This window comes from Ramlibacter tataouinensis TTB310 (assembly GCF_000215705.1).
GTDB lineage: Bacteria > Pseudomonadota > Gammaproteobacteria > Burkholderiales > Burkholderiaceae_C > Ramlibacter > Ramlibacter tataouinensis.
Map to the genome: position 1 here is coordinate 2,263,389 of NC_015677.1, position 24,329 is coordinate 2,287,717.

The following is a 24,329-nucleotide window of genomic DNA, read 5'->3' on the forward strand; positions in this document are numbered from 1 at the left end:
GCGGGCGACGTCACCTCACGGCTCACCGGACCTGTCCGCCGCTCGGTCTGCCAGCAACGAGTCGACGCTTCCACCCTTGCCCGCTCCGCGGAACGCGGTCACCCGGCCGGCGGCATCGTTCCGCGCCTCGGCAGCCCCGGAACTGGTCAGCGGGACCTGCCGCTTCACCGCGTCCAGCGTGCGGCCGTCGCGCGTCTTCCACTCCAGCCACCCGTTGTTGGTGCGGCCCAGCAGTGCCAGCGCCGCCATGCTGGGAGAGCGGAACAGGTGATCGCGCCGGAACACCACGGTGTCCCCGTGCGCCTCCATCACGCCGGACTCGAGCAGGCGCTCCCTCAGACGGCCACCGGCGGTTCCGACGATCGAGGGAACGCTCTCGCGCCGCCCCACCGACCCGGTCAACACAACGAACCCCTCCTCGGTGTACAGGCCGCGACCCTGGGTGCCGTTGGCCGTGCAGACGAACTCTTCGTCCTCCGTGCCGCCCATGGGAGACGGCTTGGCCACCGGTTCGAACAGCGGAAAGCCCAGGGTGGCGAGCAAGGTGCGGCCGGTGTCGAAGATCTCCAGGCAGTCGGCTTCCAACGGCGCCGGCGTGTGCGGGCGCGAGCCGGCGTTTCCGTTTTCGTCGCGGTAACGCCCCGCCTGCCGAGCGTGCTGCACGCAGAACCATTCCAGGAACAGCGCGTGGGTGTTGGTCAGGCTGTTGGTGCGCGACACCAGCACCAGCGCCCGCTCCCAGAACTCCTTGTCCCGGTGGTGCGCTGCGAGCCGTGCGCGCAGGTCGCCGGTCTGCCCGATGTAAACGCGCGGCTCGGCGCCATCGTCCGCACCACCGAACAGGAAGTACAGCGCCACCTGCTGGCTCTCGGGCATGCGGGCGAATTCGGGCAGCAGCTTGCGCGGCACCTCGATCACCTGGACGATGCGCGTGGTGATCTCGCCTACGCGGATGCCGCGCGGGTCGCCGTGAGGCAGGAAGATCTGGATGGTTTGCGGGCGCGGGGTAGGTGCATTTAGCATCATGCGGGCTCCAGTTCTGCAGGGACGGCTTGACGCACGTCGATCTGACCGGTGACCGCGGCGGAGATGAGGGCGGCGCGACGTTCTTGCAGTAAATATATGGCGGCGATCGCATTGTTGCTTAAGACGTCAAGCCGACAATTCTGATCTTCGATGAACTTCAAGATCAGCGCCTGCTCGTTCACGGGGGGTAGCACGACTGGAAGTTCCATGAGGTTAGTTGATGAGATAGAGGCCAGGTTCGTGCTTTGTTTTGATCGAGTCATGAAATAGAACTGCGCGTAGTCGGATCCGGTGACCGCACTTAGCCATTCCGATGACACCTCTTTCGGCCGTACCGCAAAAACGTGGTTCTGATGAACGCAATTCTCAATCTCGCCGCGCCAGATATGGCCGCGTCCAAGCTTGTCAAAGTCGCCGCCCTCGTTCATGAGAACGTCGCCCTCGCGAAGAAGATACCTCTGGAGATCGGCTCGCGGCAACTCAATCGTCGCCACATCGTCAAGGGCAAGACGACCGGCCTGGACATTTGCAACGCGAAGATAAGGCACCAACACTGTGTCTTTTCCCACGTTGTCCTTGCCTTTGGCTATGCCGGTCTGAACGCTCGCGACAAATTTGAGTCGATTGATTTTCCAATGGACTGGCACCTCGCCCAACCAAAGCAGTCCTGAGTCCTTCATTGACGCGGTTGGATCCAGCCCCTTGGTCACGGCATGGGAGATGACGGCCTGGCGCTTTTCCTTAAGCAGCGCGATCAGCTTCTCCTGCTCGTCCACCAGCACGTCGATCTTGGCGGTTTCGCGGTCGAGAAAGGAGGCAATGCCTTCCTGCTCTGGGAAAGGAGGAACAGGGGTGATGTGCGCGTTGAGCAGAGCCTTTGTCATGCTTGGCAGCGCTGTGCTCGTCGAGTAGTAGTCAAATGGAATCTTCAGGGCGGAGTAGTACGCAAACCGTCCATTGACCCCAGGCGCAATCTTGGTCCAGTACATAGTGTCGACAGTCCAGAACTTCCCTGTGACATACAGGGGGCGATCTATGGTTCCTTTCCTTCCGAGCAGCACTGACTCACCGTCGTAGAGGTAATCGGACGCCCAAGCGAAAGGGCCTCCGGAGCCGATTACTGGAAACCCTTCTTCTCGCTCAACGTGTTTGTGATCTGCGCCATTCTGAATATCAAGGAGTCGTTTGAGCGGTCCTACCTCCCAATGCGCCGGCACCTCCCCCAGCCACGCCACTCCGCTGTCCTTGTACTTCGGGTACCGCGGAAACGTCATGCCGACAGCCCCTTGATCATCTCCAGGATGCGGTCGGTCGTCTGCTTCAGTTCGGCGTCGATCTCGGCCAGCGGACGCGGGGGCTTGAAGACATAGAAGTGGCGGTTGAACGGGATCTCGTAGCCCACCTTGGTCTTGTCTTCATCGATCCAGGCGTCCGGCGCGTGCGGCAGCACCTCGCGCTGGAAATAGGCTTCCACGTCCTCCGTCAGCGGTACGTTCTCGGTGTCGCGCAGCGCGGCATCGGGCTGCGGCTTGCCTTTGAGCTTGCCGCGCTCGCCCAGCACCCGCCGTCCCTGCTCGTCCTTCAACGGGCGTTCCACGGTGATGGTGCGGTAGCCGAAATCCTCGTTCTTGAAAATACGGCTGATCGGTTTGCCGGACTCGTCGCGCGCTTCCTCGAAGTTGCCGAACAGGCGCGTGATGCGGTCGATGTGCGCATCGCTCAGCTCGCGGCGCTTGCTGCCCAGGCTCTTGCGCATCTTCTGCCACATGCCGCTGGCATCGATCAGTTGCACCTTGCCCCGGCGCTGGGCCGGCTTGCGGTTGCCCACGATCCACACATAGGTGCTGATGCCTGTGTTGTAGAACATGTCGGTGGGCAGGCCAACGATGGCTTCGAGCAGGTCGTTCTCCAGCACGTAGCGGCGGATCTCGCTCTCGCCGCTGCCGGCGCCGCCGGTGAACAAGGGCGAGCCGTTGAGCACGATGCCGAAGCGGCTGCCCCCTTCGGCTGCCGGGCGCATCTTGCTCAACAGATGCAGCAGGAACAGCATGGACCCGTCCGACACGCGCGGCAGGCCGGGGCCGAAGCGGCCGTTGTAGCCCTGTTGCTCGTGTTCCTTGCGCACCTCCTTCTCCACCTTCTTCCACTCCACGCCGAACGGCGGGTTGGACAGCATGTAGTCGAAGCGCTTGTGCGCATGGCCATCGTCGCTGAGCGTGTTGCCGAAGACGATGTTGCTCACGTCTTGGCCCTTGATCAGCATGTCGGCCTTGCAGATGGCGTAGGACTCTGGATTCAGCTCCTGCCCATGCACTGTCAGGCGCGCGGTGGGGCTGTGCTCGGCCAGGTATTCGCCCGCCACGCTGAGCATGCCGCCGGTGCCGGCCGTAGGGTCGTACAAGGTGCGGACGGCATGGGGCTGGCTGAGCGCCGCATCGTCCTCAATGAAGATCAGGTTGACCATGAGGCGGATCACCTCACGGGGGGTGAAATGCTCGCCGGCGGTCTCGTTGCTCAACTCGGCGAACTTGCGAATGAGTTCCTCGAACACATGCCCCATCTGCGTATTGCTCACCTTGTCGGGGTGCAGGTCGACGTTGGCGAACTTTTCGGCCACGTGGTACAGCAGCCTGGCCTTGGCCAAGCGGTCGATCTGGGCCTGGAACTCGAAGCGCTCGAACACGTCGCGCACCGCCGGCGAGAAGCCCTGGATGTAACGGTACAGGTTCTGAGCGATGTGGTCGGCGTCGCCCAGCAGTGTCTTCATGTCCAGGTCGCTGTCGTTGTAGAAGCTCTGGCCGGACTTGCGCAGCAGGAACTGCTCCGGCGGCAGTTTCTTGGCCGCCAGCGCCTTTTTCTCGGCCAGCACGGCGGCCTTGGTGGACGCCAGCACGCAGTCGAGGCGGCGTAGCACGGTGAAAGGCAGGATGACCTTGCCGTAGTCGGATTGCCTGTAATCGCCGCGCAGCAGGTCGGCGACCGACCAGAGGAAGGCGGAGAGGGTTTGTTGGTTCATATGGGAGGCAGGGAAGCGCGCCGAGTTTAGCCACCGTTCAGCCAGGACGCCGGTGCAGGTTTCGGGCACCAGGCACCGCTGGCCCGGACGCTCCGACCAAGGTGGCAGGCAGCGTCCGACATCGCGCGACTGCGCCCGGGCCTAAGGTACTGGGTTTGCAGGAGCCAGCCATGAGCAAGGAACAGAACGAACGCAGCCTCAGCCAGCCCGACGAGGCAGCGCAGGCTCCGGCCCGGGCCCGCCTGGTCGAAGTCGCCCGCTTCGAGCACCAGGTGACGGGCGTCACGGCGGCGCGCGACGGCCGCATCTTCGTCAACTTCCCGCGCTGGACCGAGGACGCACCCGTCTCCGTGGCCGAGCTGCTGCCGGGCGGGGGCCTGCGGGCCTACCCCGACGAGCGCTGGAACGCCTGGCGCAACAGCCTCAAGGACCAGATGAGCCCGGCCGAGCACTGGGTCTGCGTGCAAAGCGTGGTGGCCGACCACGAGGGCCACCTCTGGGTGCTGGACCCCGCCGCCCCGGCACAGGAGCGGGTGGTTTCCGGCGGCCCCAAGCTGGTGAAGATCGACACCACTTCCGACCGCGCGGTGCAGACCATCGCCTTCGACGAGTCCGTCGCGCCGCAGGGCAGCTACCTCAACGACGTGCGCTTCAGCCTCGATCGCCGGCACGCCTTCATCACCGACTCCGGCGCCCAGGGTGCCCTGGTGGTGGTGGACCTGCGCGCCGGCACCGCCCGCCGCGTGCTGGACGGCCACCCCAGCACGCAGACCGAGAAGGACGTGCAGATCAAGGCCGACGGCCAGGTGCTGCGCCGGCCGGACGGCCGCGGGGTGGAGTTCTCGGCCGACGGCATCGCCCTCTCGCCGGACGGCGAATGGCTGTACTGGCAGGCGATCAAGGGCCGCACCCTGTACCGGGTGCCGACCCGCGTGCTGGTGGACGGCGCCCAGGCGCCCGACGCAGTGGCCGCCCAGGTGCAGCGGGTGGGCGAGAACGGGCCGGCCGACGGCCTGCTGATCGACCCGCAGGGCCGCATGTACATCAGCGCCGTCGAGGAGCACGCCATCAAGGTCCGCGAAGGCGACCAGGTGCGCGTGCTGGTGCGGGACCCGCAGCTGGTCTGGCCCGACACCTTTGCCATGGGGCCGCAGGGCGAGGTGTACGTGACGGACTCGCACATCCCCGACATGCAGTGGTTCAAGCCGGGGCAGCCCATCGCGGTGCCTACGGCGCTGTACCGCATCGAGGGCTGATGAGGCAGGACCGCGCCAGCCCTTAAGATGGAGAGCCCGCAGTTACTGTTGAGTTGACCGTGGGCACCACGTCGTCCGCGGCCCTCGATGGATCCCAGCACCTCCACCAGCCTCGATGCCCAGCGCAAGCTGGATGCGCTCTTGAACAACGCCAGCGTCGCCATCTTCATGATGGACGCGCAGTACGAGTGCGTCTACATGAACCCGGCGGCCGAGAAGCTCTCGGGCTACACCCTGCCCGAGATGCAGGGCCGGACCTTGCACGACATGCTGCACCACACCCGGCCCGACGGCTCGCACTTCCCGCTGGAAGAGTGCCCGATCGGCCTGACGCTGGAGCACCAGCACCGCGCCCGCGGCGAGGAGGTGTTCGTCCACAAGGACGGCTCGTTCTACCCGGTGGCCTTCAGCGCCGCCCCGATGCACGGGGCCGACGGCGAGGTGATTGGCACCATCCTGGAGGCGCGCGACATCCGCCAGGAGAAGGCCGTGCTCAGCGCGCTGGAGGAATCCTCGCGGGCCAAGGACGAGTTCCTGGCCGTGCTGGGGCACGAGCTTCGCAACCCGCTGTCGCCGATCACGACCTCGCTGCACCTCATGAAGATGCGGGGCCAGCGCTCGCGCGAGCTGGAGGTGATCGAGCGCCAGGTGCATCACCTGTCGCGGCTGGTGGACGACCTGCTGGACGTCTCGCGCGCCACCCGCGGCCTGATCGAGCTGCGCAAGAAGCGCGTGGACATCGCCGCCGTGATCGCCCGCAGCGTCGAGGTGGCCCGGCCGATGCTGGAAGCGCGCGAACAGACCCTGGACGTGCAGCTGCCGGCCGGACCCGCCTGGGTGGATGCTGATGCGGCCCGGCTGTCGCAGGTGCTGACCAACCTGCTGGTGAACGCGTCCAAGTTCAGCGCCTCGCACACGCGGGTGACGGTGCGATGCCGCATCCAGGCCGGCCGGGTGGCGGTGAGCGTGAAGGACCAGGGCGAAGGCATCCCGCCGGACATGCTGGACAAGGTCTTCGACCCCTTCGTGCAAAGCCACCAGGACAAGGACCGCGCGCGCGGCGGGCTGGGCCTGGGCCTGGCCATCGCGCGCAATATCGTGGTGCTGCATGGCGGCAGCATCCGCGCCGAGAGCGGGGGGCCGGGCAATGGCTCCGAGTTCACCGTGGACCTGGCGCAGGCCGACCCGCGGGGCGGCACGGAATCCCGCGCCGCCGAACCGGCACCCGGCCGCAGCGGCCCGGCACGCCGCGTGCTGCTGGTGGACGACAACGTCGACGCGGCCGAAACGCTGAAGGCCTTGCTGGAAGCGCACGGCCACACCGTGGCCGCGGCGCACGACGCCGCCCAAGCCCTGCGCATCGCGCCCGGTTTTGCGGCGGACATCGCCTTGCTCGACGTGGGCCTGCCCGTGATGGACGGCTACGAGCTGGCGCGGCGGCTGAAGGAAACCGTTGGCGCCGGGGCGCCGCAGTTCGTCGCGCTGACGGGTTACGGGCTGCCGGGTGACCACGAGCGGTCGCGGCAGGCGGGGTTTTCGGCGCACCTGGTCAAGCCGGTCGACCTGGACAAGCTGCTGCACTTGCTGGACCGCGGGCCTGCTCCGGCCCCATGAGCCCGCCCTTTCTCCTGGCCCCCGGCAGCCAGGTCGCGGCCCTGATGCGCGCCCTCGAGTGGCACCCCACGCTGGGCCAGCCGCAGGGCTGGCCCAAGGAACTGCAGGCGCTGGTCAGCCTGATGCTGAACACGCGCGCGCCCATGTTCATCGCCTGGGGGCCGCAGCTGAGGATGCTCTACAACGACGCCTACCTGGACATCCTGGGCGACAGGCACCCCGCCGCGCTGGGCGCCCCCCTGTCGCAGACCTGGGCGGCCGTCTGGCCCCAGGTCAGGTCCCGCATCGAGGCAACGCTCGCCGGCCAGCCGCAGCACTTCGAGGACGAGGCCTTCACCCTGCAGCGCCGGGGCATCGCCGAGCTCGCGTGGATCAGCTTCTCCTACTCACCGGTCTACGTGGGCGACAAGGTGGCCGGGCTGTTCTGCTCCATCGTGGAGACCACCCAGCGCGTGCTGGCCGAGAAAAAAGCGGCCGAGGACAAGGAGCGGCTGCAGCAGCTGTTCCTGCAGATGCCGGGCATGGTGGGCGTGGTCAGCGGGCCCGACCACGTGTTCGAGATCGCCAACGAGTCCATGCGCGAGCTCTATGGCCACCGTCCGCTGATCGGCCGGCCCGTGCGCGAGGCCCTGCCGGAAATGGTGGAACAGGGTTTCGTCCAGCTGCTGGACCGGGTCTACACCACCGGCGTGCCCTTCGAGGGCAAGGCCGTGCCGGCCCTGCTGCCCTCCCCCACGCACGACGGGCTGGAGCAGCGCTTCTTCGACTTCGTGTACCAGCCGATCCGCGACGCCGAAGGGCGCGTCACCGGCATCTTCAGCCAGGGCATCGACGTCACCGAAGGCGCGCTGGCCGCGCAGAAGCTGCGCGAGAGCGAGGAGTGGCTGCGCGTGATGGCCGACACGGTGCCGCAGATCATCTGGATCATCGACCGCCAGGGCCGCGCCGAGTTCTTCAACCGGCAATGGACGGAGTACACCGGCCGGGCGCCCCTGCCGGCGACCGCGGCGGAGATGGCGGCGAACTTCGTGCACCCGGACGATGCGGACCGGACACTGCGCCGCTTCGAGGCCGCGCAGCGCGAGGGCGTGCCCTTCGTGGTGGAACACCGCATGCGCCGCGCCGACGGCGCCTACGACTGGTTCCTGGTGCGGGCCGAGCCGCTGCGCCACCCGGAGAGCGGCGAGATCCTGCGCTGGTTCGGCTGCTCCACCGACATCGGCGTGCTCAAGGCAGCCGCGGAGGCGCTGCAAAAGGCCGACCAGCGCAAGGACGAGTTCCTGGCAACGCTGGCGCACGAGCTGCGCAACCCCCTGGCGCCGGTGGTCAACGCCGTCACCATCCTGCGCTCGCCCCGCGCGACCGACGAGATGCGCACGCGCATGCTGGAGCTGATGGAGCGGCAGACGCGCCACCTGGTGCGGCTGGTGGACGACCTGCTGGAGGTCTCGCGCATCACCCGCGGCAAGATCGAGCTGCGGCTGGAGCGCACCGACCTGCGCGCGATCGCGCAGGCCTGCGTGGACGCGGCGGGCGAGGCCATCCGCGAAGCCCAGCACCAGGTGAGCCTGCGGGTGCCGGCCGAGCCGGTGTGGGTGCAGGCCGACCCGGCGCGCATGAAGCAGGTGATCGACAACCTGCTGAACAACGCCATCAAGTACACGCCGCACGGCGGCACCATCGAGGTGGAGGTGGCGCACGCGCAGGGCCGGGCCTGCATCCGCGTGCAGGACAACGGCGCCGGCATCCCGCCCGACATGCTGGACGGCGTGTTCGAACTCTTCGCGCAGGTGGACCACACCATCGGCCGCGCCCGGGGCGGCCTGGGCATCGGGCTGGCGCTGGTGCGGCAGCTGGTCGCCCTGCACCAGGGCGAGGTGACCGCGGCCAGCGGCGGCATCGATGCCGGCTCCACCTTCACGGTGCGGCTGCCGCTGGCGCCGGCCGAAGCGCCCGCGCCGGGCACGGCCGCGGGCACCCCGCTGGTGCCCACCACCCGGCCCAGGCGCGTGCTGATCATCGACGACAACAAGGATGCGGCCGACACGCTGGCCTCGGTGGTCGCCCTGGGCGGCCACACCACCGAGACCGCCTACGACGGCCCCAGCGGCCTGGCCGCCGCCGAGCGCATGAAGCCCGACTGCGTGCTGCTGGACGTGGGCATGCCGCAGATGGACGGCCACGAGGTCGCCCGCGCCCTGCGCGCCATGCCCGCCCTGCGCGGCTGCCTGATCGTGGCCGTGACCGGCTGGGGGCAGTCGCAGGACCGGCAGCTGACCCAGGCGTCGGGCTTCGACGCGCATCTGGTCAAGCCGGCGTCGGTGGAGGCGGTGATGGAGCTGCTGGAGGGGTTGTAGGCAGGTTCGGCGGATTGCCGCACGGGCCGGCGTGCCCGACGCTTCAACCATGCAGCAGCCGCGCCAGTTCACTAAGATCGGCCGGCTTTACGAGATAGTGGTCGAATCCAGCGTCATTGCCGCGATGCCTGTCACTCGCACTTCCATAACCGGTGAGGGCCACGAAGGTCGCAGCGCTGCCGTTGGACTGAGCACGCAAGCGCCGAGCAAGCGTGTAGCCGTCCATTCCGGGTAACCCGATATCCAGCACGAAAGCGTTGAACAGAGAGTCTTGGACCGCCTCGAGCGCTTGCGCAGGGTCGTGCATCACGCATGCCTCGTGGCCCAAGCTCTCCAGAAGCATGCCCAAGGTCACGGCAGCATCCTTGTTGTCGTCGACGATCATCACGCGCAGTGCTTGTGGAGCATGCGGCACGTCGATGCGTTGGTGCACCTCGGATGCCGCCAAAGTTCCGCCCTTCAGGAGCGGAAGCGTGACCGTGAATGCGCTTCCCAGTCCACGCCCTTGACTCTCGGCTGTCACGCGGCCGCCATGGAGCTCCACCAGGCTTTTCACGAGGGCCAGCCCCAAACCGAGCCCGCCCTGCGCACGGTCGGGTGTGCGCTCGCCCTGCGTGAACAGGTCGAACACATGGGGCAGCAGCTGCGCCTCGATGCCGATGCCGGTGTCGGCAACGCGCACCTCTACATGCTCACCAACAGCCATCGAAACCCACAGAGAGCCGTTCGGCGGCGTGTATTTCCCGGCGTTGTTCAGCAAGTTCGACACCACCTGCACGAGCCGGGTGCGATCTCCAAGCACGTACACGTCACCGGAAACCATGCGCGTCGTCAGCTGGTGCCCGCGGGCGTCGATCAAGGGCCGCACCTGCTCGATCGCGTTGCCCAGGACTCCCTTGACCTCCACGGGCCTGCGCTCCAGCTCGACGAGCCCGCGCGTGACTCGCGACACATCCAGCAAGTCGTCGACCAGCTCCGTCATGTGCCGCACCTGGCGCTCGATGATGACCGCGGAACGCTCCACCTTTGCCGGGTCGCCGGGCGCTGCCTTCAGCAGTTGCGCCGCGGTGCTGATCGGCGCCAGGGGGTTGCGCAATTCATGCGCGAGCATGGCCAGAAAGTCGTCCTTGCGGCGGTTGGCGGCGAGTAGCTCGTCCCGCACCTGCTTCTGCTCGTGGATGTCGGTGCAAGTTCCCATCCACCGAACGATTTCGCCCTGCTCGTTGCGCACGGGCAGTGCCCGTCCCAGCACCCACCGGTACTCGCCCGACCGGTGTCTCAGTCGGTACTCGATCTCGTACCGCTCCCCCGTGTTCAGGCTATGTCGCCACACTTCCCAGGCGTGGGACTGGTCTTCCGGATGGAACATGCCGTTCCAAGCTTCCCCATCGGTGGAACCCGGCGGAACGCCGGTGAACTCGTACCATTGCTGGTTGTAGTAATCGTGGTAGCCATCCGGCAGCGTCGACCACACCATCTGCGGCATGGCGTCGGCGATCGTCCTGAACTGCGCCTCGCTCGCACGCAGCTGCCGCTCTGCCAGCAGGCGCTCTGTCACGTCCTCGTGGATCAGCATGACTTCGAGGACTGCGCCATCGGGCGCCTTGATTGGCCGCGCCGTGGCTTCCACCCAGCGTGCAAGCCCGGGTTTGCCGAGTTCGGCGGGGTCATAGTGAACGGCCGGAAGCCGCACGGCCTCGCCCGCGAAGGCCCGCCGCAGGTGCGGCGTCACACCTTTGGCTTCGAGCTGCGCGTCGGCGAGCATGTTGTATTCCGTCAGCACAAACTCGAGGAGCGGGTCACCCTCGTGCGTTCCCCAGAGGTCTTTCCATGCCTGGTTCACCTTCAGGGTTCGGCCATCCACCGAAAGCAGCTGCACGCTGAACGGCGCCTGCTCGAAGAGGGTCTGGAATCGCTGCTCGGTCTGGACCGCGGCTGCCGACGAAATGGGGGTTCTCACTCCCGCATTCTGCCTACTGCCGAGCGCACGATCACCGACCTCGACGCGGGTGGCTTCCCGCCTGCGGGGTCCTCGCCTGCCTGCCGGTCGATTTCCGCAGCCTCGTTCGTCGTGTAGGCAGAGGGCCTTCCTCTGCACTTCAGGAGAACACAAGCATGGCTACCAACACCGTCCGCCTGCATCGCGTGCTGCGCACTCCGCCGGACAGACTCTACCGTGCCTTCACCGAGCCCGGCGCTTTCGAGCGATGGCTGCCGCCCTTCGGTTTCATCGGCAAAGTCCATCGCATGGAGCCGGTGGTCGGGGGCGCGTGGCGCATGTCCTTCACGAACTTCGGCACGGGCCACAGCCACTCATTCGGCGGAAAGTACCTGGAACTGGTTCCCGGACAGCGCGTTGCGTACGATGCGACGTTCGACGACCCCAACCTGCCCGGCACCATGAAGACCACCGTGACGCTGACGCCGGTGTCCTGCGGCACCGAACTTTCCGTCGTGCAGGAAGGGATCCCTGAGGTGATCCCTGCCGAGATGTGCTACCTCGGCTGGCAGGAGTCGCTCGTCGCCCTGGCTCAACTTGTCGAGCCGGACATCGCAGGCTGAGACTCGGCCCAAAGATGGCGCTGCAAGTTGCAGCATTCAGGCGCAGGCTTCTACCGAACGCTGTCGAACAGCGCCTTGGACCGTGCCAGGCAGAACGGCGGCTGCAGCACGGGTGCCCATGCCGCGGCTGGCGAAATCGGCCACCGCGACGGCCTGGTGGGTTGCCAGCGCGTCGCCCTGCAGCCCACCACGATCGACATGTTCGCGCGCGAGGAGTTTGCGCCCGCGTACGCGCGCCGTGGCGGAAGCGGACCGGCGGAAGCGTCAGGTAGTCAGCCTTCCCACTAAGCTGCGCGGCGCTCCAGCCAGCTGACGGCGAAGGCACATACCTCAGCAGCGCTGACGAGCACTGAAGGTGCTTCTCCGACCAGCCCCTGGGTGCCGTGCCCACTTGCGAGGTACTCCCGCACCACCTGAGCGAAGTAGTCGTCCGCAAGGCCGGGGATGATTGGATCGGTCGTGTCGAATTCCTCGATGAATCGCCAGGTGGTGTACCCGGCCGTTTCCAGGGGAACTTCGAAGCGCTTGCGGCGCTTGTTCGGAACGCGAGCCAAGTGCTCGGCATGGTGCAGAAGCGTCATGGTGTCCAGCGGCGCACCCAGCATCAGCACCTTGCCGCCCATCTCGACAAGCTTGGCCAGCGGCGAACGCTCACCGTAACCGAAGTCCATCGGGTGGTCGTCGGTCAGCCATTGCGCTTGTGCGCCGATCGCGGCGACCGATGCCCCGGGATTGCGACTGCGGCGTGCACCGGGCGTAGTGCGGATGAACTCAGCCAAGATGCCGTTGTCGCGGATCGCGCGTGAGGTGCTGGGATTGAACCCCGGGATCTGATCTCGCCACCTTGGCGGTACTCGTCCTTCGTCGTCGAGCAGCTCCTCGTACGCGCCATCCCAATCTGTGTACGCGACGATAGTTCCGGTGGCTCCTACCGCATCGATCAGACCGGCGATCAAGGCATCCGGACCATGTAGCAGTCTTCCGACCCGGCTTACCGCAGCATGAACCATTACCACGTCGCCATCTGCCACTCCCAGCCGTTCCAAGTCGCCGTGCAATGAGGCGCGTGTGTGGAACAAGGCCGTGGGTTCAGTTGGCTGCGCTGGTGTTGTCAGCATCTCGTCCTTACTCTTTGCTCGAGAGGCGGAAGTCTAGTCGCACTCGATGGGGCAACACCGCCGTGGCGATTGCCCACCAACATTCGGCCTCGCAGCCGGTCCGGTCCCGCGCGCAAGTGACGGCTCATTGCACGACACCTCGATACGCTTCGACATGCAGGCGGAGACGGTCCAGTCCTTCGCCCGTGCCGTGGATGCGCTGCTCGAGATCGTGGTGACCGTCCAGGTAGGCGATCTGCTCCGTGTAGATCATCCTTGTGCCGGTCGACGTCGGGGTGAATTCCACCGTCACCAACGACACGGAGAGCCGCTGGCCATTGACTGTGATGTCGTAACCAAAGACGATGCGGCGGTCGACACGGATGTCGAAGAACACCTTTTCCACTACCTGGTCGCCATGCTCGGGATGCGCCACACGGTGGGTTTCCCGGCCGAGCGGACGGAAGTCGAGGCTGAACTCCACCGTGTTCTCCGCGTGGCAGTCGGACCATTGCCGCTTGCTTTCAAGGTCCGACCAGGCGGTGAACACGGCCGCCGGCGGCGCGGCAAACGAGCGTTCGATCACGAAGCTGGTGTGCGCGGCGGATGCCTGCGTCATCTTGGGGGCTCCTTCATCTTGCCGCCCGAAAGGTAGCGGTCCAGGCGGTCGAACTTCGCATCCAACCTCTTCCTGCGCATGGCCACCCACTGCTCGATCGCAGCGTAAGCGGACGGGGTCATTCGGTAGGTCCTCACGCGGCCGGCTTTCTCGGATTGCACCAAGCCCCCATCCTCCAGCACGGTCAGGTGCTTCACCACGGAAGGCATCGCTATGCCCAATGGCTCCGTGAGCTCGGTCACCGAAGCAGGCCCGTTGCTCAGGTGCTCCAGAATCGTCCTGCGGGTGGTGTCGGAGAGGGCGAAGAACTGCCGATCCAGTTGTCCAGGGTCCGGGGTCCCGCGCATCTCAGCCTCCCGCCGCCGGCAGGAATCGGGCCGGGAGGGCCTCGCGGAAGGGGTAGAACTGGAAGTAGGGTCGCGCCTCTTCCAGCACTCGTGCCACCGACGGCCGCTGCAGCAAGCGCTCGTAGTAGCCGCCGAGCCGGTGGCAGGTCGCGGGCAGGGGAACGATCGTCGCGGCGTAGAACAGCGCAGGTGCTGCGGTGCAATCCGCCAGGCTGAACCGTTCGCCGGCCATCCAGGGTCGATCGTCCAGTCTGCGTTCGAGCAATCCGTAGACCATCGCTAGCGTCTCGCGCGCCTTGGCCACGGCGATCGGGTCCCGCTCGTGATTCGCGCGCAGCCGGTCGGCCACGACGACCTGCATGGGGGTCATTGCGTACAGGTCCAGCACGCGGTCCATGAGGCGCACCTCGAGGTTGGCGTCCGGCTCGCGCGGCAGCAGCGAGCGATCCGGTTCTGCGTAGTGCCGGGAGAGGTACTCGACGATGATGCTCGTCTCCGGGACCACACGGGTGCCGTCGACGAGCAGCGGGATCTTGCCTGTGGGCCACAGGGCCAGAAACATCTCACGCTCACCGGTATCGGCGAGGTCCAGGAACCGGGGCTCGAACGCGATGCCCATCTCGTCCAGCGCGATAAGCACTTTCCAACAGGAAGAAGACAGCGGGTGGTAGTAGAGGTTCAGTGCCATGGCCGCGCGCCTGGATAGTTTCCGATTTGGCTAAGTGTAGCCGACACTTTCCGACTTGTCTAACTATCGGCACACCGCGTTTTGCCGATGAGTGCGGCGGCCGGGCCGCAGGCTGCTACCGAACGCTGTCGAACAACGCTTTGGACCGTGCCAGGCAGAACGGCGGCTGCAGCACGGCGTGGTAGTTGCCGTAGTAGGTGCTGTACGCGCTGCTCTCCGGGTCGGTGGGGGCCTGCCCGTCGAGGGTGAACGCGCTGCGGATGTTCGGGTCAACGTCGACCGCGGTCACGGTGCCCACCCCGCGGCTGGCGAAATCGGCCGCCGCGACCGCCTGGTGGGTCGCCAGCGGCACGGTCGGGTCGCCCGAGCCGCCGCACAACAGGGTGCGCGCGCGCGGGGACCAGCCCAGCACGTCGTTGCGGCGGGCCGCCTGCAGCACCGGGTTGGCATCGTTGGTCAGCAGGTCCGACAGGAAAGCCGGCTGCAGCAAGGCTTCCCGCGCCTGCGCCGGGGTGCCGCCCGGCAGCGCGCCCGTGCTCACCAGGGTGCTGGTCGTGAGCGTCGCGCTGGGCAGCAGGTTGTCGATGTTGTCGCTGTACGGGGGCCTGAACACCTGCGAAGCGTTGGCGTAGAGGTTGCCGTAGACCTTCTGCCACGACGTGACGAGGAACGCCATGAAGACCGGGTAACTCGCCACGGCGACGGGCTCCCGCAGCGCGCCCGACAGGTTGTAGGGGCCCGCCATGTGCGAGCCCGCCACGAGCTCGAACTCCTGCGCGTTCTCGCGTTCCATGGTGCGCTGCGCCGCTGCCGAGGCGTGCCCGCCCTGCGAGTAGCCGGACACCATGACGCGACCCGATAGCCTGAGCGATTCGTCCGGCGCGGCCGCACGCGCCGCGCGGATCGCGTCGATCACGGCGCTGGCTTCGGAGTCGGCGTGCAGGTAGGGATGGTACGGGTAGGTGGAGCCGGCGTAGCCCAGGTAGTCCGTGGCCACCACCGCATAGCCCTGAGCGGCATAGAAAGTGGCCAGCAGCAGCGTTTCGGGGTCGTCCGCCGCGGCCAGCGTGTCCAGCTTCTGGACGTTCGTGCCCCGCGCGTAGGCGACCAAGGGATGCGCCTCGCCTGCGCAGTCGCCGGCGGGCACGAGCAAGACACCCGTTGCGTTGGTGGGCTCGCTGCTCACGCCCACGGTGTTGTAGTCCAGCGCAACGATGCGCACGTCGCATCGGGCTCGGTCGGCCAGCCCACGCAGGCCCGTGGCCGCTGCCGCGGTGTCGATGACATCGCTGTCCAGTTCACCGACGGTCCGCGGCGCGGTGCGCAGCGTGCCGCGTCCTGCGACCGCACCTGCATCTGCACCCGCTTCTGCTCCGGCGGTGCCGGTGTCACCCGCGCTTCCTCCCCCGCCGCAGGCGGTCAGGAGCACGGCAAGGATGTTCGCAAGCGCGAGCAGTCGGCAGGGATTTCGGAGCATGCGTTCTCCTGGAAAGGCTGGTCGAGAGAGATCGGGATCGAGAACTCAAGGCCAGCTTATTCCATCGGACGCGTGCGTGGGGGCGCCGTCATCCCCTGCCTACAAGCGCATGCGGCATGTGCCGGTGCCGTCCCACCCGCATTCCCGTGAGGATAGTTCGTCAACGCGACCGTCATCCGACGCAGCCGCCCTTTCCCCCTGCCTCATCAAGGAGCCATCCGTGGATTCGATCAACCGCAACCAGCCCGAAGACAACCATCGCGACGTAAATGGCCAGGAAGCCGTCGAGCGGCTGCGCGGCGTGGTCAAGAAGACGCAGACCTGCTTCTTCTGCACCGCGCACGGCCACGGCCCGTCCGAGGGCACGCGGCCGATGAACGTGCGGCAGGTGGACGACGCCGGCCACCTGTGGTTCCTCAGCGCCGACGACAGCCACAAGAACCTGGAGCTGTCCGAGGACCCGACCGTGCAGCTGTTCTTCCAGGGCTCGGAGCATTCGGACTTCCTGCACCTGACCGGGCGCGCCCGCATCAGCCGCGACCGCGCCAAGCTCGACGAGCTCTGGGAGCCCATCCTCAAGACCTGGTTCACCGAGGGCAAGGACGACCCGCGCATCACCATCATCGAGGTCATCCCCACCAGCGGCTACTACTGGGACCACAAGCACGGCAACATGGTCGCCGGCGTCAAGATGCTGGTGGGCGCCGCCACCGGCAAGACGCTGGACGACTCGATCGAGGGCCGCGTCAGCGTCGCGGCCTGACGGCCGGGGTCCGCCGCCGGCTCATGCCGCCGTGCGGCGCCGGGCCGTCGTGGCGCCCGGCCACTGCGTCCCGCTGAACTCGCTGCGCCGCAGCCCGAACCGGTGCGCCGCGACCTTCAGGTGCAGCTGCATCACCTGCCGCGCGAGCTGGGGATCGCCGATCCGCACCGCCGCGGCGAGATCGCGGTGGTGGTGCAGGCTCTGGACCAGGTCCTGCCGCGTGCTGATGAAGTACGAGCGGATCACGATGGGCATGTCGATCAGGCCGGCCAGCATGGCGCGCAGGCGCGGCGATCCGCTCGCCTCCAGGATGGCCCGATGGAACTGGGCATTGATCTCCTGCAGCTGTCCGGCCATCGAGTCACCCCCCTTCGCGAGGGCCCGCTCCATCCGTGCGTTCAGCTCGTCTAGGCGGTCGGCCAGTGCAGCTCCGCCGCGGCGCGTCGCCAGCTCCGCCGCGTGGCCTTCCAGCAGGCCGCGCAGCTCGTAGGTTTCCTGGATGTCGAATTCGGTCCACTCCGACACGCGCACCCCGCGGCCGGCATCGGCGGTCGCCAGGCCGTCCTGCACCAGGCGCTTGAGCGCGGCGCGGATCGGCGTGCGGCTGATGGCCAGCTCGCGGGCGATGTGTTCCTCCTTCAGCTGGGCGCCCGGCGCATAGGCGCCGGCGATCACCCGCTGCTTCAGAAGCTCGTAAGCCTTTTCGGCCGCGACGGCCATTTGTTTCCCTTTGTACTTACCGGAGCAGCCCTCACAGGTGAAACGCCATGGACATCCGGACGCCGGGCGCTTAGGGTGGCTCGATTGTTTTTTTATTGTACATTGGCGCCAACGGCCCTCCCCCACCACCAGAACATGACAACCAGCCCCAGGCGAGTGGTCCGCTCGGACCTCTGGATCGATGCGGCCTTCGACCAGCGGCTGGCCCGCGAGCCGGGCGTGTCCGTCGGTATCTTCCCCGTGCGCGGCCATCCTGCCGCAGCCTGGGACGTGCTCAGCGGCGCACACGTCTACCACGTGTCGGCTGCCAAGGACGAACTGCCCCCGGAGTGGTTCGCGCGTGCCGGCCTGGTCGCGCGCTGCCCCGACCTGCTGTGCGTGTCGTCCAGCGGCGCCGGGTATGACACGGTGGACGTTGCCGCCTGCACGGCGGCGGGGGTCATCGTCGTCAACCAGGCCGGGGCCAACGCGCCCTCCGTCGCGGAACACACCCTCGGGCTGATGCTCGGCGTTTCCCGCAGGATGCTGGAGAGCGACCGCCGCCTGCGGCGCGAGCGGGGCTTCTCGCGCGAGGACGTGATGGGCCACGAGATCCGCCGCAAGACGCTGGGCCTGGTCGGCATCGGGCACGTCGGCACCAGGGTAGCGTCGCTGGCCCGGGCGTTCGGCATGGAGGTGATCGCGACCGATCCCCTGCTGTCCGCGGAAGAGATCACGCGCCGTGGCGCGCGCGCGGTCTCCCTGCCCGAGCTGCTCGCGCAGTCCGACTTCGTGTCGCTGCACTGCCCGCGTGACGCCAGCACGCTCAAGCTGATCGACGCGGCGGCCCTGGCGCGCATGAAGAAGGGCGCCATCCTCATCAGCACGGCCCGCGGCGGCATCCACGACGAAGCGGCCCTGGTGGAAGCGCTGCGGTCCGGCCACATCGCGGGCGCCGGCCTGGACGTCTGGGACCGGGAGCCTCCGCCGCTGGACCACCCGCTGCTGGCGATGGACAACGTCTTCGCCACCTTCCACACCGCCGGCGTGACCCACGAAGCACGCCGCGCCGTCGCCGGCATGGCGGCGGAACAGATCGCCGGCCTGCTGGCCGGCGGGCGGCCGCCTCGCCTCATCAATCCCGAGGCCTGGCCGGCCTACGAGAAGCGGCGCGCGCGGATCCTGCGCTGAACCGCTTGCGTCCACCACGACCACCCAAGGAGACAACCGACATGCAACGCTTCACCTCGCTGCTGCACCGCCTGATGCCGGCCCTGCTGCTGTCCGCCGTGGCGGCGGCCCCCGCCGTGGCGCTCGCGGCCTACCCCGAGCAGCCGATCAGGATGATCGTGGCCTACGCCCCCGGAGGCGGCACGGACATCCTCGCCCGCACGGCTGCCCAGTTCGTCGCCAAGCACCTGGGCGGCAATGCCAGCGTGGTCGTGGTCAACCGCCCCGGCGCGGGCGGCGCCATCGGCTTCGCCGAGCTCGCCAAGGCGCCGGCGGACGGCTACACCATCGGCTTCATCAACACGCCGAACGTACTGACCATCCCGATGGAGCGCAAGTCCAGCTTCCACTGGCAGGACTTCGACCTGCTGGGCAACCTGGTGGACGATCCCGGCAATTTCTCGGTGCACGCGGACAGCCCCTACAAGAGCCTGAAGGAACTCGTGGACCATGCCAAGGCCAACCCGGGCGCCGTGAGCTACGGCACCACGGGCATCGGCTCCGACGACCACATCTCGGCGCTGATGCTCGAGCGTGCCGCCGGCATCAAGATGACGCACGTGCCGTTCAAGGGCGCCGCGGAGGTCCACAACGGGCTCGTCGGCAAGCAGATCACGGTGGCCTCGATGAACATCGGCGAGGCACTGCAGTACGCCAAGGGCGGCAGCGCCCTGCGCCAGCTGGGGCAGATGAGCACGGCCCGCACCGCGCTGGCGCCCCAGGTACCCACCTTCAAGGAGCAGGGTTACGACATCGTCATGGCGTCCCTGCGCGGCGTCGCCGCGCCGAAGGGCCTGCCGTCCGCGGTGCGCGAGCAGCTCGTGACCGCCGTGCAGAAGGCTGCCGCCGACCCGGAGTTCCAGGCCAAGGCCGCCGGCTTCTTCGCGCCGCTGCGCTACCTGCCGCCGCCGGCCTATGCCGCGGAGCTGAAGGAAGCCGAGGCGGGGTTCAGGCAGCTGTGGCAGGCCATGCCCTGGGGGGAGAAGTAAGCCATGCACCGATTCGACACGTCCGCCCAAGGCGTCTACCTCATCACCGTCACCCCGTTCACCGATGCCGGCGCGCTCGACCTCGCGAGCACCGACCGCATGGTGGACTTCTGCATCGAGCGCGGCGTCACCGGCCTCACCATCCTCGGCATCATGGGCGAGGCGACCAAGCTGACCGCCGAGGAGGCCAAGGCCTTCACCCGGCAGGTGATCCAGCGCACCGCCGGCCGCGTGCCCATCGTGGTCGGCGTGTCCTCGCCCGGCTTTGCCGCCATGGGCGAGCTCACCCGGGCCGTGATGGACCTGGGCGCCTCCGGCGTCATGGTGGCGCCGCCGTCCACCGTGCGCACCGACGACCAGATCGCCGGCTACTTCGACATGGTCAATGAGACGCTGGGCCCGGTGCCCTGGTGCCTGCAGGACCATCCGGTGGCCACCGGCGTGCAGATGTCGCCGGCGGTGATCCTGCGCATCCTCAAGAACTCGCCGCACTGCGTGATGCTCAAGCACGAGGACTGGCCCGGGCTGGCCAAGCTCGGGGCGATCCGCGCCGCCGGCGACAAGGGGGAGGTCCGGCGCGTGTCCATCCTCACCGGCAACGGCGGCGGCCTGTTCCTTCCCGAGGAACTGTCGCGCGGCGCCGATGGCGCCATGACCGGCTTCGCCTGGCCCGAGATGATGGTCGACGTGGTCGCCGCGCACGCCCGCGGCGATGTCGAGCGCGCCCATGACCTCTTCGACGCCTACCTGCCGCTGGCGCGCTACGAGCAGCAGGCCGGCGTCGGCCTGGCGGTGCGCAAGCACCTGCTGCACCGGCGCGGTGCGATATCCTCGCCCTTCATCCGCAAGCCGGGGCCCAAGCTCTCGGCCCAGGACCTCGCCGACATCGAGCGCCTCGTCCGCCGCCAGGACAGGCGCCTGCGTGAACTCGGATAACCGGAGCCCCACCCATGCCCATGCCCCCACCCTCCGTTCCCGCGACCCTGGACCTCGACCCCAAGGTCGTCCAGACCCTGTCGCAGGTCACCACGGCCACCCTCACCACCGTGCTGCTCAAGAAGGGCCTGCGCAACGTCTGGCTGCGCGGCGCCCGCCCCATCCGCACCGGCATGCCTAGGCTGGTCGGCCGCGCGTTCACGCTGCGCTTCGTGCCGGCCCGCGAGGACCTCGCCACCCCGGAATCCTGGGGTTCGCCGATCTCCACCCGCGCGGCGATCGAGGACATGCCCGCCGGCTGCATCGCCGTGGTCGACGCGATGGGCGTGCAGGACGCCGGCATCTTCGGCGACATCCTGTGCGCCCGCATGGCCAAGCGGGGCGTCGCGGCGCTGGTCAGCGACGGCGTGGTGCGTGACCTGCACGGCGTGCTGGGCACGAACCTGCCCGTGTGGTGCAGCGGCGCGGCCGCGCCGGCGTCCGTGACCAGCCTGACCTTCGTCGCGTGGCAGCAGCCGGTGGCCTGCGGCGGCGTGGCCGTGTTTCCGGGCGACGTGGTGGTGTGCGACGACGACGGCGCCGTGCTGATCCCGGCCGCGCTGCTCGACCACGTGCTGGAGCATGCCCCCGAGCAGGAGCGGCTCGAGGGCTGGATCATGGACGAGGTGAACAAGGGCGCCGCGCTGCCGGGCCTGTACCCGCCCAACGCGGAGAACCTGGCGCGGTACAAGGCGGCCGTGGCTGGGCAGGCGAAAGCGTAGCCCTCGCGTTCAGCTTTCGCGCGCAGTCAGTGCTGCGTGACGACGATGGGAGCACCCCTGGTGATGATCATCGTGTGCTCGTACTGCGCGGACAGGTTGCCGCTTGCGCCTGCGAGCGTCCACCCATCGGAAGTCTCGGTGACGATACGGCTCCTGGTCGACAGGAACGGCTCGATGGTGATGACCATTCCTTCCTTCAAGGTGCGCTTGTCCGACGGGTCGAAGTAGCCGGCGATGTGTTCCGGCTCCTCGTGCAGCGCACGGCCGACTCCGTGGCTTCCAAGGTTCTCGATGACCTTGAAGCCATAGGCCTTCGCAGTTCGCTCGATGGCGGCGCCGATGCCATTGATCGGTTGGCCCGCCCTGGCGCTCCTCATCGCTTCGGCGAGCGCCGTGCGCGCCGCGTGGCACAGGCGGGTCTTCTGCGGGGTGGTCGGAGGTACCACGGCAGTTCCACCGGTATCGGCGAAGTACCCGCCCAGTTCCGCCGACACGTCGACATTCAGAACGTCCCCGGCCCGGATGACCCGGTCCCCGGGAACTCCGTGTGCCGCCTGTTCATTGATGCTGATGCACGTCGACCCCGGGAAGTTGTAGGTCAGCCTCGGCGCGGACCGGGCACCGTGTTCTTGCAACAGCCGCTCGCCGAGCAGGTCGAGGTCGCGCGTGGTCATGCCGGGTTCTGCGGCATCGAGCATTCGCTGCAGCACCAGCGAGACTATCCTGCCAATCCGTTTCAGTGCGACGACGTCGTCCTGCGTTTCGATGGTCATGTGGGTCCTAGCCCCGCCGTGCCGCTTCGATGGCAGCGATGTCGATCTTTCGCATCTGCATCATCGCTTCGAAGGCGCGCTTGGCCGCCGCGCGGTCAGGATCGGTCACCGCGTCCGTGAGGGCCCGCGGCGTTATCTGCCAGGACAAGCCCCACTTGTCCTTGCACCAGCCGCATGCGCTTTCCTGGCCGCCGTTGCCGACGATCGCGTTCCACAAGCGATCCGTTTCGGCCTGGTCGTCGGTCGCCACCTGGAACGAGAAGGCCTCGCTGTGCCTGAACGCCGGGCCGCCATTCAGGCCAAGGCAAGGGATGCCGATGACCGTGAACTCGACCATCAGGACATCGCCTTGCTTGCCCGAGGGAAAGTCGCCCGGCGCGCGATGGATGGCCCCCACGGCGCTGTCCGAAAAAGTCCTCGCGTAGAACTGCGCGGCCTCCAGAGCGGTGCCGTCGTACCAGAGACAAATCGTGTTCTTGCCAACCATTTCCGCTCTCCAACAATGACAGATAGGCGCCGTCAAGTATCTGAAACTGCCGACTTCGAGTGGCAGCTTCCTGTTCAGCCCGGTGCACGCGACAGTCAGTCTGCCACGTATGACGAGCGGTCGCTTCTGGCCGGAAGCAGCCTTTTCAGCTCCGGCTACCGCAGCACGTAGCTCGCCAAGACGGACTGCACCTCATAGATGCTGAGCCGCTTGTTGAACTGCTTCTGGATCGGGTTTGCTGCCCCTGAGATCCAGATCTTCAGTTCGGCATCGAGGTCGAAGGTGCCCGCCGTCTCGATGCTGAAGTGCGTGATGCTCTTGTACGGGATCGAGTGGTACTCCACCTTGCTGCCCGTCAGCCCCTGCTTGTCGACCAGGACGAAGCGCTTGTCGGTGAAGACGAAGTAGTCCCGGATCAACTGGTAGGCGTGTTGCACCGACTCGCCCGGCGCCAGGATCTGCGCAAACTCCCGCTGGATCTTGGCAGGATCCACCTTGGACGCGTTGCCCATCATCCCGTCGAAAAGCCCCATCTTCACCTCCTTGGTTGTCGGGTTGCGCATACCTTACCAGCGCAGCGCTCGAAGCGGAATGGAGGAGCCGGGCAGCTCGTCGTAAGACTCCATCCAATTTTCCCAACTGCAGCGTTCGCACCGCAACGAGCAGGTCTGGAAGGACACAGAATTTCCATCCACCTCTTGCCGGCATCCATGGAGAAGAACATGCCTACCCTCGACCTGTCCCGTCGCGTACTGGTTGCAAGTGCCGCCGCTGCGGCCCTCCTGCCCTTGCGCCAAGCCGTCGCCCAGACCGCCGCCGCCAAGGGCGACTGGCTGTCCATGATCAAGGCGCACCACGCGCTGATCGCCAAGAGCTTCGACGAGCTCATGGCCAGCGAAAAGCGCACCTACCTGCAGCGCGACCGGCTGATCCGCGCCATCGGCTACCAGCTGACGGCCCACTCGGTGGCCGAGGAGAACGTGATCTACCCGGCCCTGGCGATGGCCGGCATGACGAGCGAGTCCGACAAGCTGTACCTGGACCAGGCCCACGCCAAGGTGATGAACGCGCAGATGGAGATGGCCACGCGCGCCAACCGCGAAGGCAAGGACTGGATGGCCCCTGCCAAGTCACTCCAGGCCGCGGTGCTCAAGCACGCCAAGGAGGACGAGGAAGGCAACATCTATCCCAAGCTCCAGCAGAAGCTCGATGCGGCCATGAACAAGATGCTCACGGCCGACTACCAGCGCGAGTTCGCCTCGGTCAAGCCGGTGCGGGCGGCGGCGGGTTAAGGGCGGGGGGCGCGCCGGCGACTCAGTTGTAGTCGCCCTGCCCGCCGCTGGCCAAGTGCTGCCGCGTTCGGTGCGGCGGCGGTCAGCGCGCCTTCTTGGCGCTGTCCGCTACCGCCGTCTGCTCCGGGCCGCCCTTGCGGCGCGGCACACCGGGGTTACTGACCTTGTCGCCGCCTTTGGCGCGCTTGCCCATGTCGCTGGCCGGGTGGATCTGGTCCGTCGGCAGCGGCTTGCTGGCGCGGCGGGGTTGCTTGTCCTTGTTCACGGGGCCTCCTGGTGAGTGAGGGGGTGCCGCTTGTCGCTGGCCGAGGCGCGGCTGTGATTGCCGGAGTCGCTGCCG

At 67.4% G+C, this 24,329-nt stretch carries 24 protein-coding genes; 10 read left to right on the top strand and 14 right to left on the bottom strand.

The genetic code is table 11. The features are described from left to right. Window positions 1–15: 15 nt before the first annotated feature. Genes RTA_RS10955 through RTA_RS10965 form a run of 3 tightly spaced genes read right to left on the bottom strand, consistent with a single transcriptional unit; the run spans window position 16 to window position 4,042 of the window. Window positions 16–1,026 carry a GIY-YIG nuclease family protein gene (locus tag RTA_RS10955; RefSeq protein ID WP_226986069.1) on the bottom strand — a complete coding sequence of 337 codons (1,011 nt, stop codon included), beginning with the start codon at window positions 1,024–1,026 and terminating at the stop codon, window positions 16–18. Continuing rightward, complete coding sequence (locus RTA_RS10960; RefSeq protein ID WP_041675359.1) at window positions 1,023–2,300, bottom strand: restriction endonuclease subunit S; 1,278 nt, start codon at window positions 2,298–2,300, stop codon at window positions 1,023–1,025. The genes RTA_RS10955 and RTA_RS10960 overlap by 4 nt, the downstream gene beginning before the upstream one ends. Then, entirely contained in the window at window positions 2,297–4,042 is a 1,746-nt protein-coding gene (locus tag RTA_RS10965) for a type I restriction-modification system subunit M (protein ID WP_041675361.1), read from the bottom strand. The genes RTA_RS10960 and RTA_RS10965 overlap by 4 nt, the downstream gene beginning before the upstream one ends. 170 nt (window positions 4,043–4,212) lie before the next feature. Between RTA_RS10965 and RTA_RS10970 the strand changes: the two genes are divergently transcribed. The 3 genes from RTA_RS10970 to RTA_RS19775 all read left to right on the top strand — a co-directional run bounded on the left by RTA_RS10970 (window position 4,213) and on the right by RTA_RS19775 (window position 9,269). Next, entirely contained in the window at window positions 4,213–5,298 is a 1,086-nt protein-coding gene (locus tag RTA_RS10970) for an L-dopachrome tautomerase-related protein (RefSeq protein WP_013901470.1), read from the top strand. 87 nt (window positions 5,299–5,385) lie between these two features. Next, the gene (locus tag RTA_RS10975) at window positions 5,386–6,912 is read left to right on the top strand and encodes a PAS domain-containing hybrid sensor histidine kinase/response regulator (RefSeq protein ID WP_013901471.1); all 1,527 of its coding nucleotides are present in this window, start codon (window positions 5,386–5,388) and stop codon (window positions 6,910–6,912) included. After that, complete coding sequence (locus RTA_RS19775) at window positions 6,909–9,269, top strand: hybrid sensor histidine kinase/response regulator (RefSeq protein WP_049871271.1); 2,361 nt, start codon at window positions 6,909–6,911, stop codon at window positions 9,267–9,269. Before RTA_RS10975 ends, RTA_RS19775 begins: the two co-directional genes overlap by 4 nt. A gap of 43 nt (window positions 9,270–9,312) precedes the next feature. Here RTA_RS19775 and RTA_RS10985 read toward each other — a convergent pair whose 3' ends face one another. Beyond that, entirely contained in the window at window positions 9,313–11,229 is a 1,917-nt protein-coding gene (locus RTA_RS10985; protein ID WP_013901473.1) for a PAS domain-containing hybrid sensor histidine kinase/response regulator, read from the bottom strand. Between the two features lie 155 nt (window positions 11,230–11,384). Between RTA_RS10985 and RTA_RS10990 the strand changes: the two genes are divergently transcribed. Further along, window positions 11,385–11,831, top strand: coding sequence for an SRPBCC family protein (locus RTA_RS10990; protein WP_013901474.1), 447 nt, complete (start codon window positions 11,385–11,387; stop codon window positions 11,829–11,831). Between the two features lie 284 nt (window positions 11,832–12,115). Here the strand turns inward: RTA_RS10990 and aac(3) are convergent, their stop codons facing one another. The 5 genes from aac(3) to RTA_RS11015 form a co-directional block, all read right to left on the bottom strand. Further along, entirely contained in the window at window positions 12,116–12,910 is a 795-nt protein-coding gene (gene aac(3) / locus RTA_RS10995; protein ID WP_041675363.1) for an aminoglycoside 3-N-acetyltransferase, read from the bottom strand. Window positions 12,911–13,073: 163 nt separating this feature from the next. Next, window positions 13,074–13,547 (bottom strand): SRPBCC family protein, encoded by a 474-nt coding sequence (locus tag RTA_RS11000; protein ID WP_013901476.1) that lies wholly within the window; start codon window positions 13,545–13,547, stop codon window positions 13,074–13,076. After that, window positions 13,544–13,894 carry an ArsR/SmtB family transcription factor gene (locus RTA_RS11005; protein WP_013901477.1) on the bottom strand — a complete coding sequence of 117 codons (351 nt, stop codon included), beginning with the start codon at window positions 13,892–13,894 and terminating at the stop codon, window positions 13,544–13,546. The genes RTA_RS11000 and RTA_RS11005 overlap by 4 nt, the downstream gene beginning before the upstream one ends. Before the next feature lies 1 nt (window position 13,895). Next, entirely contained in the window at window positions 13,896–14,582 is a 687-nt protein-coding gene (locus RTA_RS11010) for a glutathione S-transferase family protein (protein WP_013901478.1), read from the bottom strand. Between the two features lie 115 nt (window positions 14,583–14,697). Beyond that, window positions 14,698–16,059: an alpha/beta hydrolase family protein gene (locus RTA_RS11015; protein ID WP_013901479.1), complete on the bottom strand. Its 1,362-nt coding sequence runs from the start codon at window positions 16,057–16,059 to the stop codon at window positions 14,698–14,700. Between the two features lie 220 nt (window positions 16,060–16,279). Between RTA_RS11015 and RTA_RS11020 the strand changes: the two genes are divergently transcribed. Then, window positions 16,280–16,822, top strand: coding sequence for a pyridoxamine 5'-phosphate oxidase family protein (locus RTA_RS11020; protein ID WP_013901480.1), 543 nt, complete (start codon window positions 16,280–16,282; stop codon window positions 16,820–16,822). Window positions 16,823–16,843: 21 nt separating this feature from the next. Here the strand turns inward: RTA_RS11020 and RTA_RS11025 are convergent, their stop codons facing one another. Further along, window positions 16,844–17,542, bottom strand: a complete 699-nt coding sequence (locus RTA_RS11025; protein ID WP_013901481.1) for a GntR family transcriptional regulator — start codon at window positions 17,540–17,542, stop codon at window positions 16,844–16,846. A 135-nt stretch (window positions 17,543–17,677) separates the two neighbouring features. On the opposite strand from RTA_RS11025, the gene RTA_RS11030 reads away from it, so the two are divergent. From RTA_RS11030 to RTA_RS11045, 4 genes are read left to right on the top strand one after another with little or no spacing between them, the layout of a single operon-like run. Then, window positions 17,678–18,712, top strand: a complete 1,035-nt coding sequence (locus RTA_RS11030) for a hydroxyacid dehydrogenase (RefSeq protein ID WP_041675365.1) — start codon at window positions 17,678–17,680, stop codon at window positions 18,710–18,712. Window positions 18,713–18,753: 41 nt separating this feature from the next. Further along, window positions 18,754–19,740, top strand: coding sequence for a tripartite tricarboxylate transporter substrate binding protein (locus RTA_RS11035; protein WP_013901483.1), 987 nt, complete (start codon window positions 18,754–18,756; stop codon window positions 19,738–19,740). 3 nt (window positions 19,741–19,743) lie between these two features. Beyond that, window positions 19,744–20,676 (top strand): dihydrodipicolinate synthase family protein, encoded by a 933-nt coding sequence (locus tag RTA_RS11040; RefSeq protein ID WP_013901484.1) that lies wholly within the window; start codon window positions 19,744–19,746, stop codon window positions 20,674–20,676. 14 nt (window positions 20,677–20,690) lie between these two features. Continuing rightward, window positions 20,691–21,437: a ribonuclease activity regulator RraA gene (locus RTA_RS11045; RefSeq protein WP_013901485.1), complete on the top strand. Its 747-nt coding sequence runs from the start codon at window positions 20,691–20,693 to the stop codon at window positions 21,435–21,437. A gap of 26 nt (window positions 21,438–21,463) precedes the next feature. Here the strand turns inward: RTA_RS11045 and map are convergent, their stop codons facing one another. From map to RTA_RS11060, 3 genes are all read right to left on the bottom strand, one after another. Further along, window positions 21,464–22,210 carry a type I methionyl aminopeptidase gene (gene map / locus RTA_RS11050; RefSeq protein WP_013901486.1) on the bottom strand — a complete coding sequence of 249 codons (747 nt, stop codon included), beginning with the start codon at window positions 22,208–22,210 and terminating at the stop codon, window positions 21,464–21,466. Between the two features lie 7 nt (window positions 22,211–22,217). After that, entirely contained in the window at window positions 22,218–22,697 is a 480-nt protein-coding gene (locus RTA_RS11055; protein ID WP_013901487.1) for a VOC family protein, read from the bottom strand. Window positions 22,698–22,852: 155 nt separating this feature from the next. Then, window positions 22,853–23,230, bottom strand: a complete 378-nt coding sequence (locus tag RTA_RS11060; RefSeq protein ID WP_013901488.1) for a PH domain-containing protein — start codon at window positions 23,228–23,230, stop codon at window positions 22,853–22,855. A gap of 189 nt (window positions 23,231–23,419) precedes the next feature. Here RTA_RS11060 and RTA_RS11065 point away from each other — a divergent pair, with 189 nt between their 5' ends. Further along, window positions 23,420–23,989 carry a hemerythrin domain-containing protein gene (locus tag RTA_RS11065; protein ID WP_013901489.1) on the top strand — a complete coding sequence of 190 codons (570 nt, stop codon included), beginning with the start codon at window positions 23,420–23,422 and terminating at the stop codon, window positions 23,987–23,989. Window positions 23,990–24,071: 82 nt separating this feature from the next. Here the strand turns inward: RTA_RS11065 and RTA_RS11070 are convergent, their stop codons facing one another. Continuing rightward, complete coding sequence (locus RTA_RS11070; protein WP_013901490.1) at window positions 24,072–24,254, bottom strand: hypothetical protein; 183 nt, start codon at window positions 24,252–24,254, stop codon at window positions 24,072–24,074. Between the last annotated feature and the right edge of the window lie 75 nt (window positions 24,255–24,329).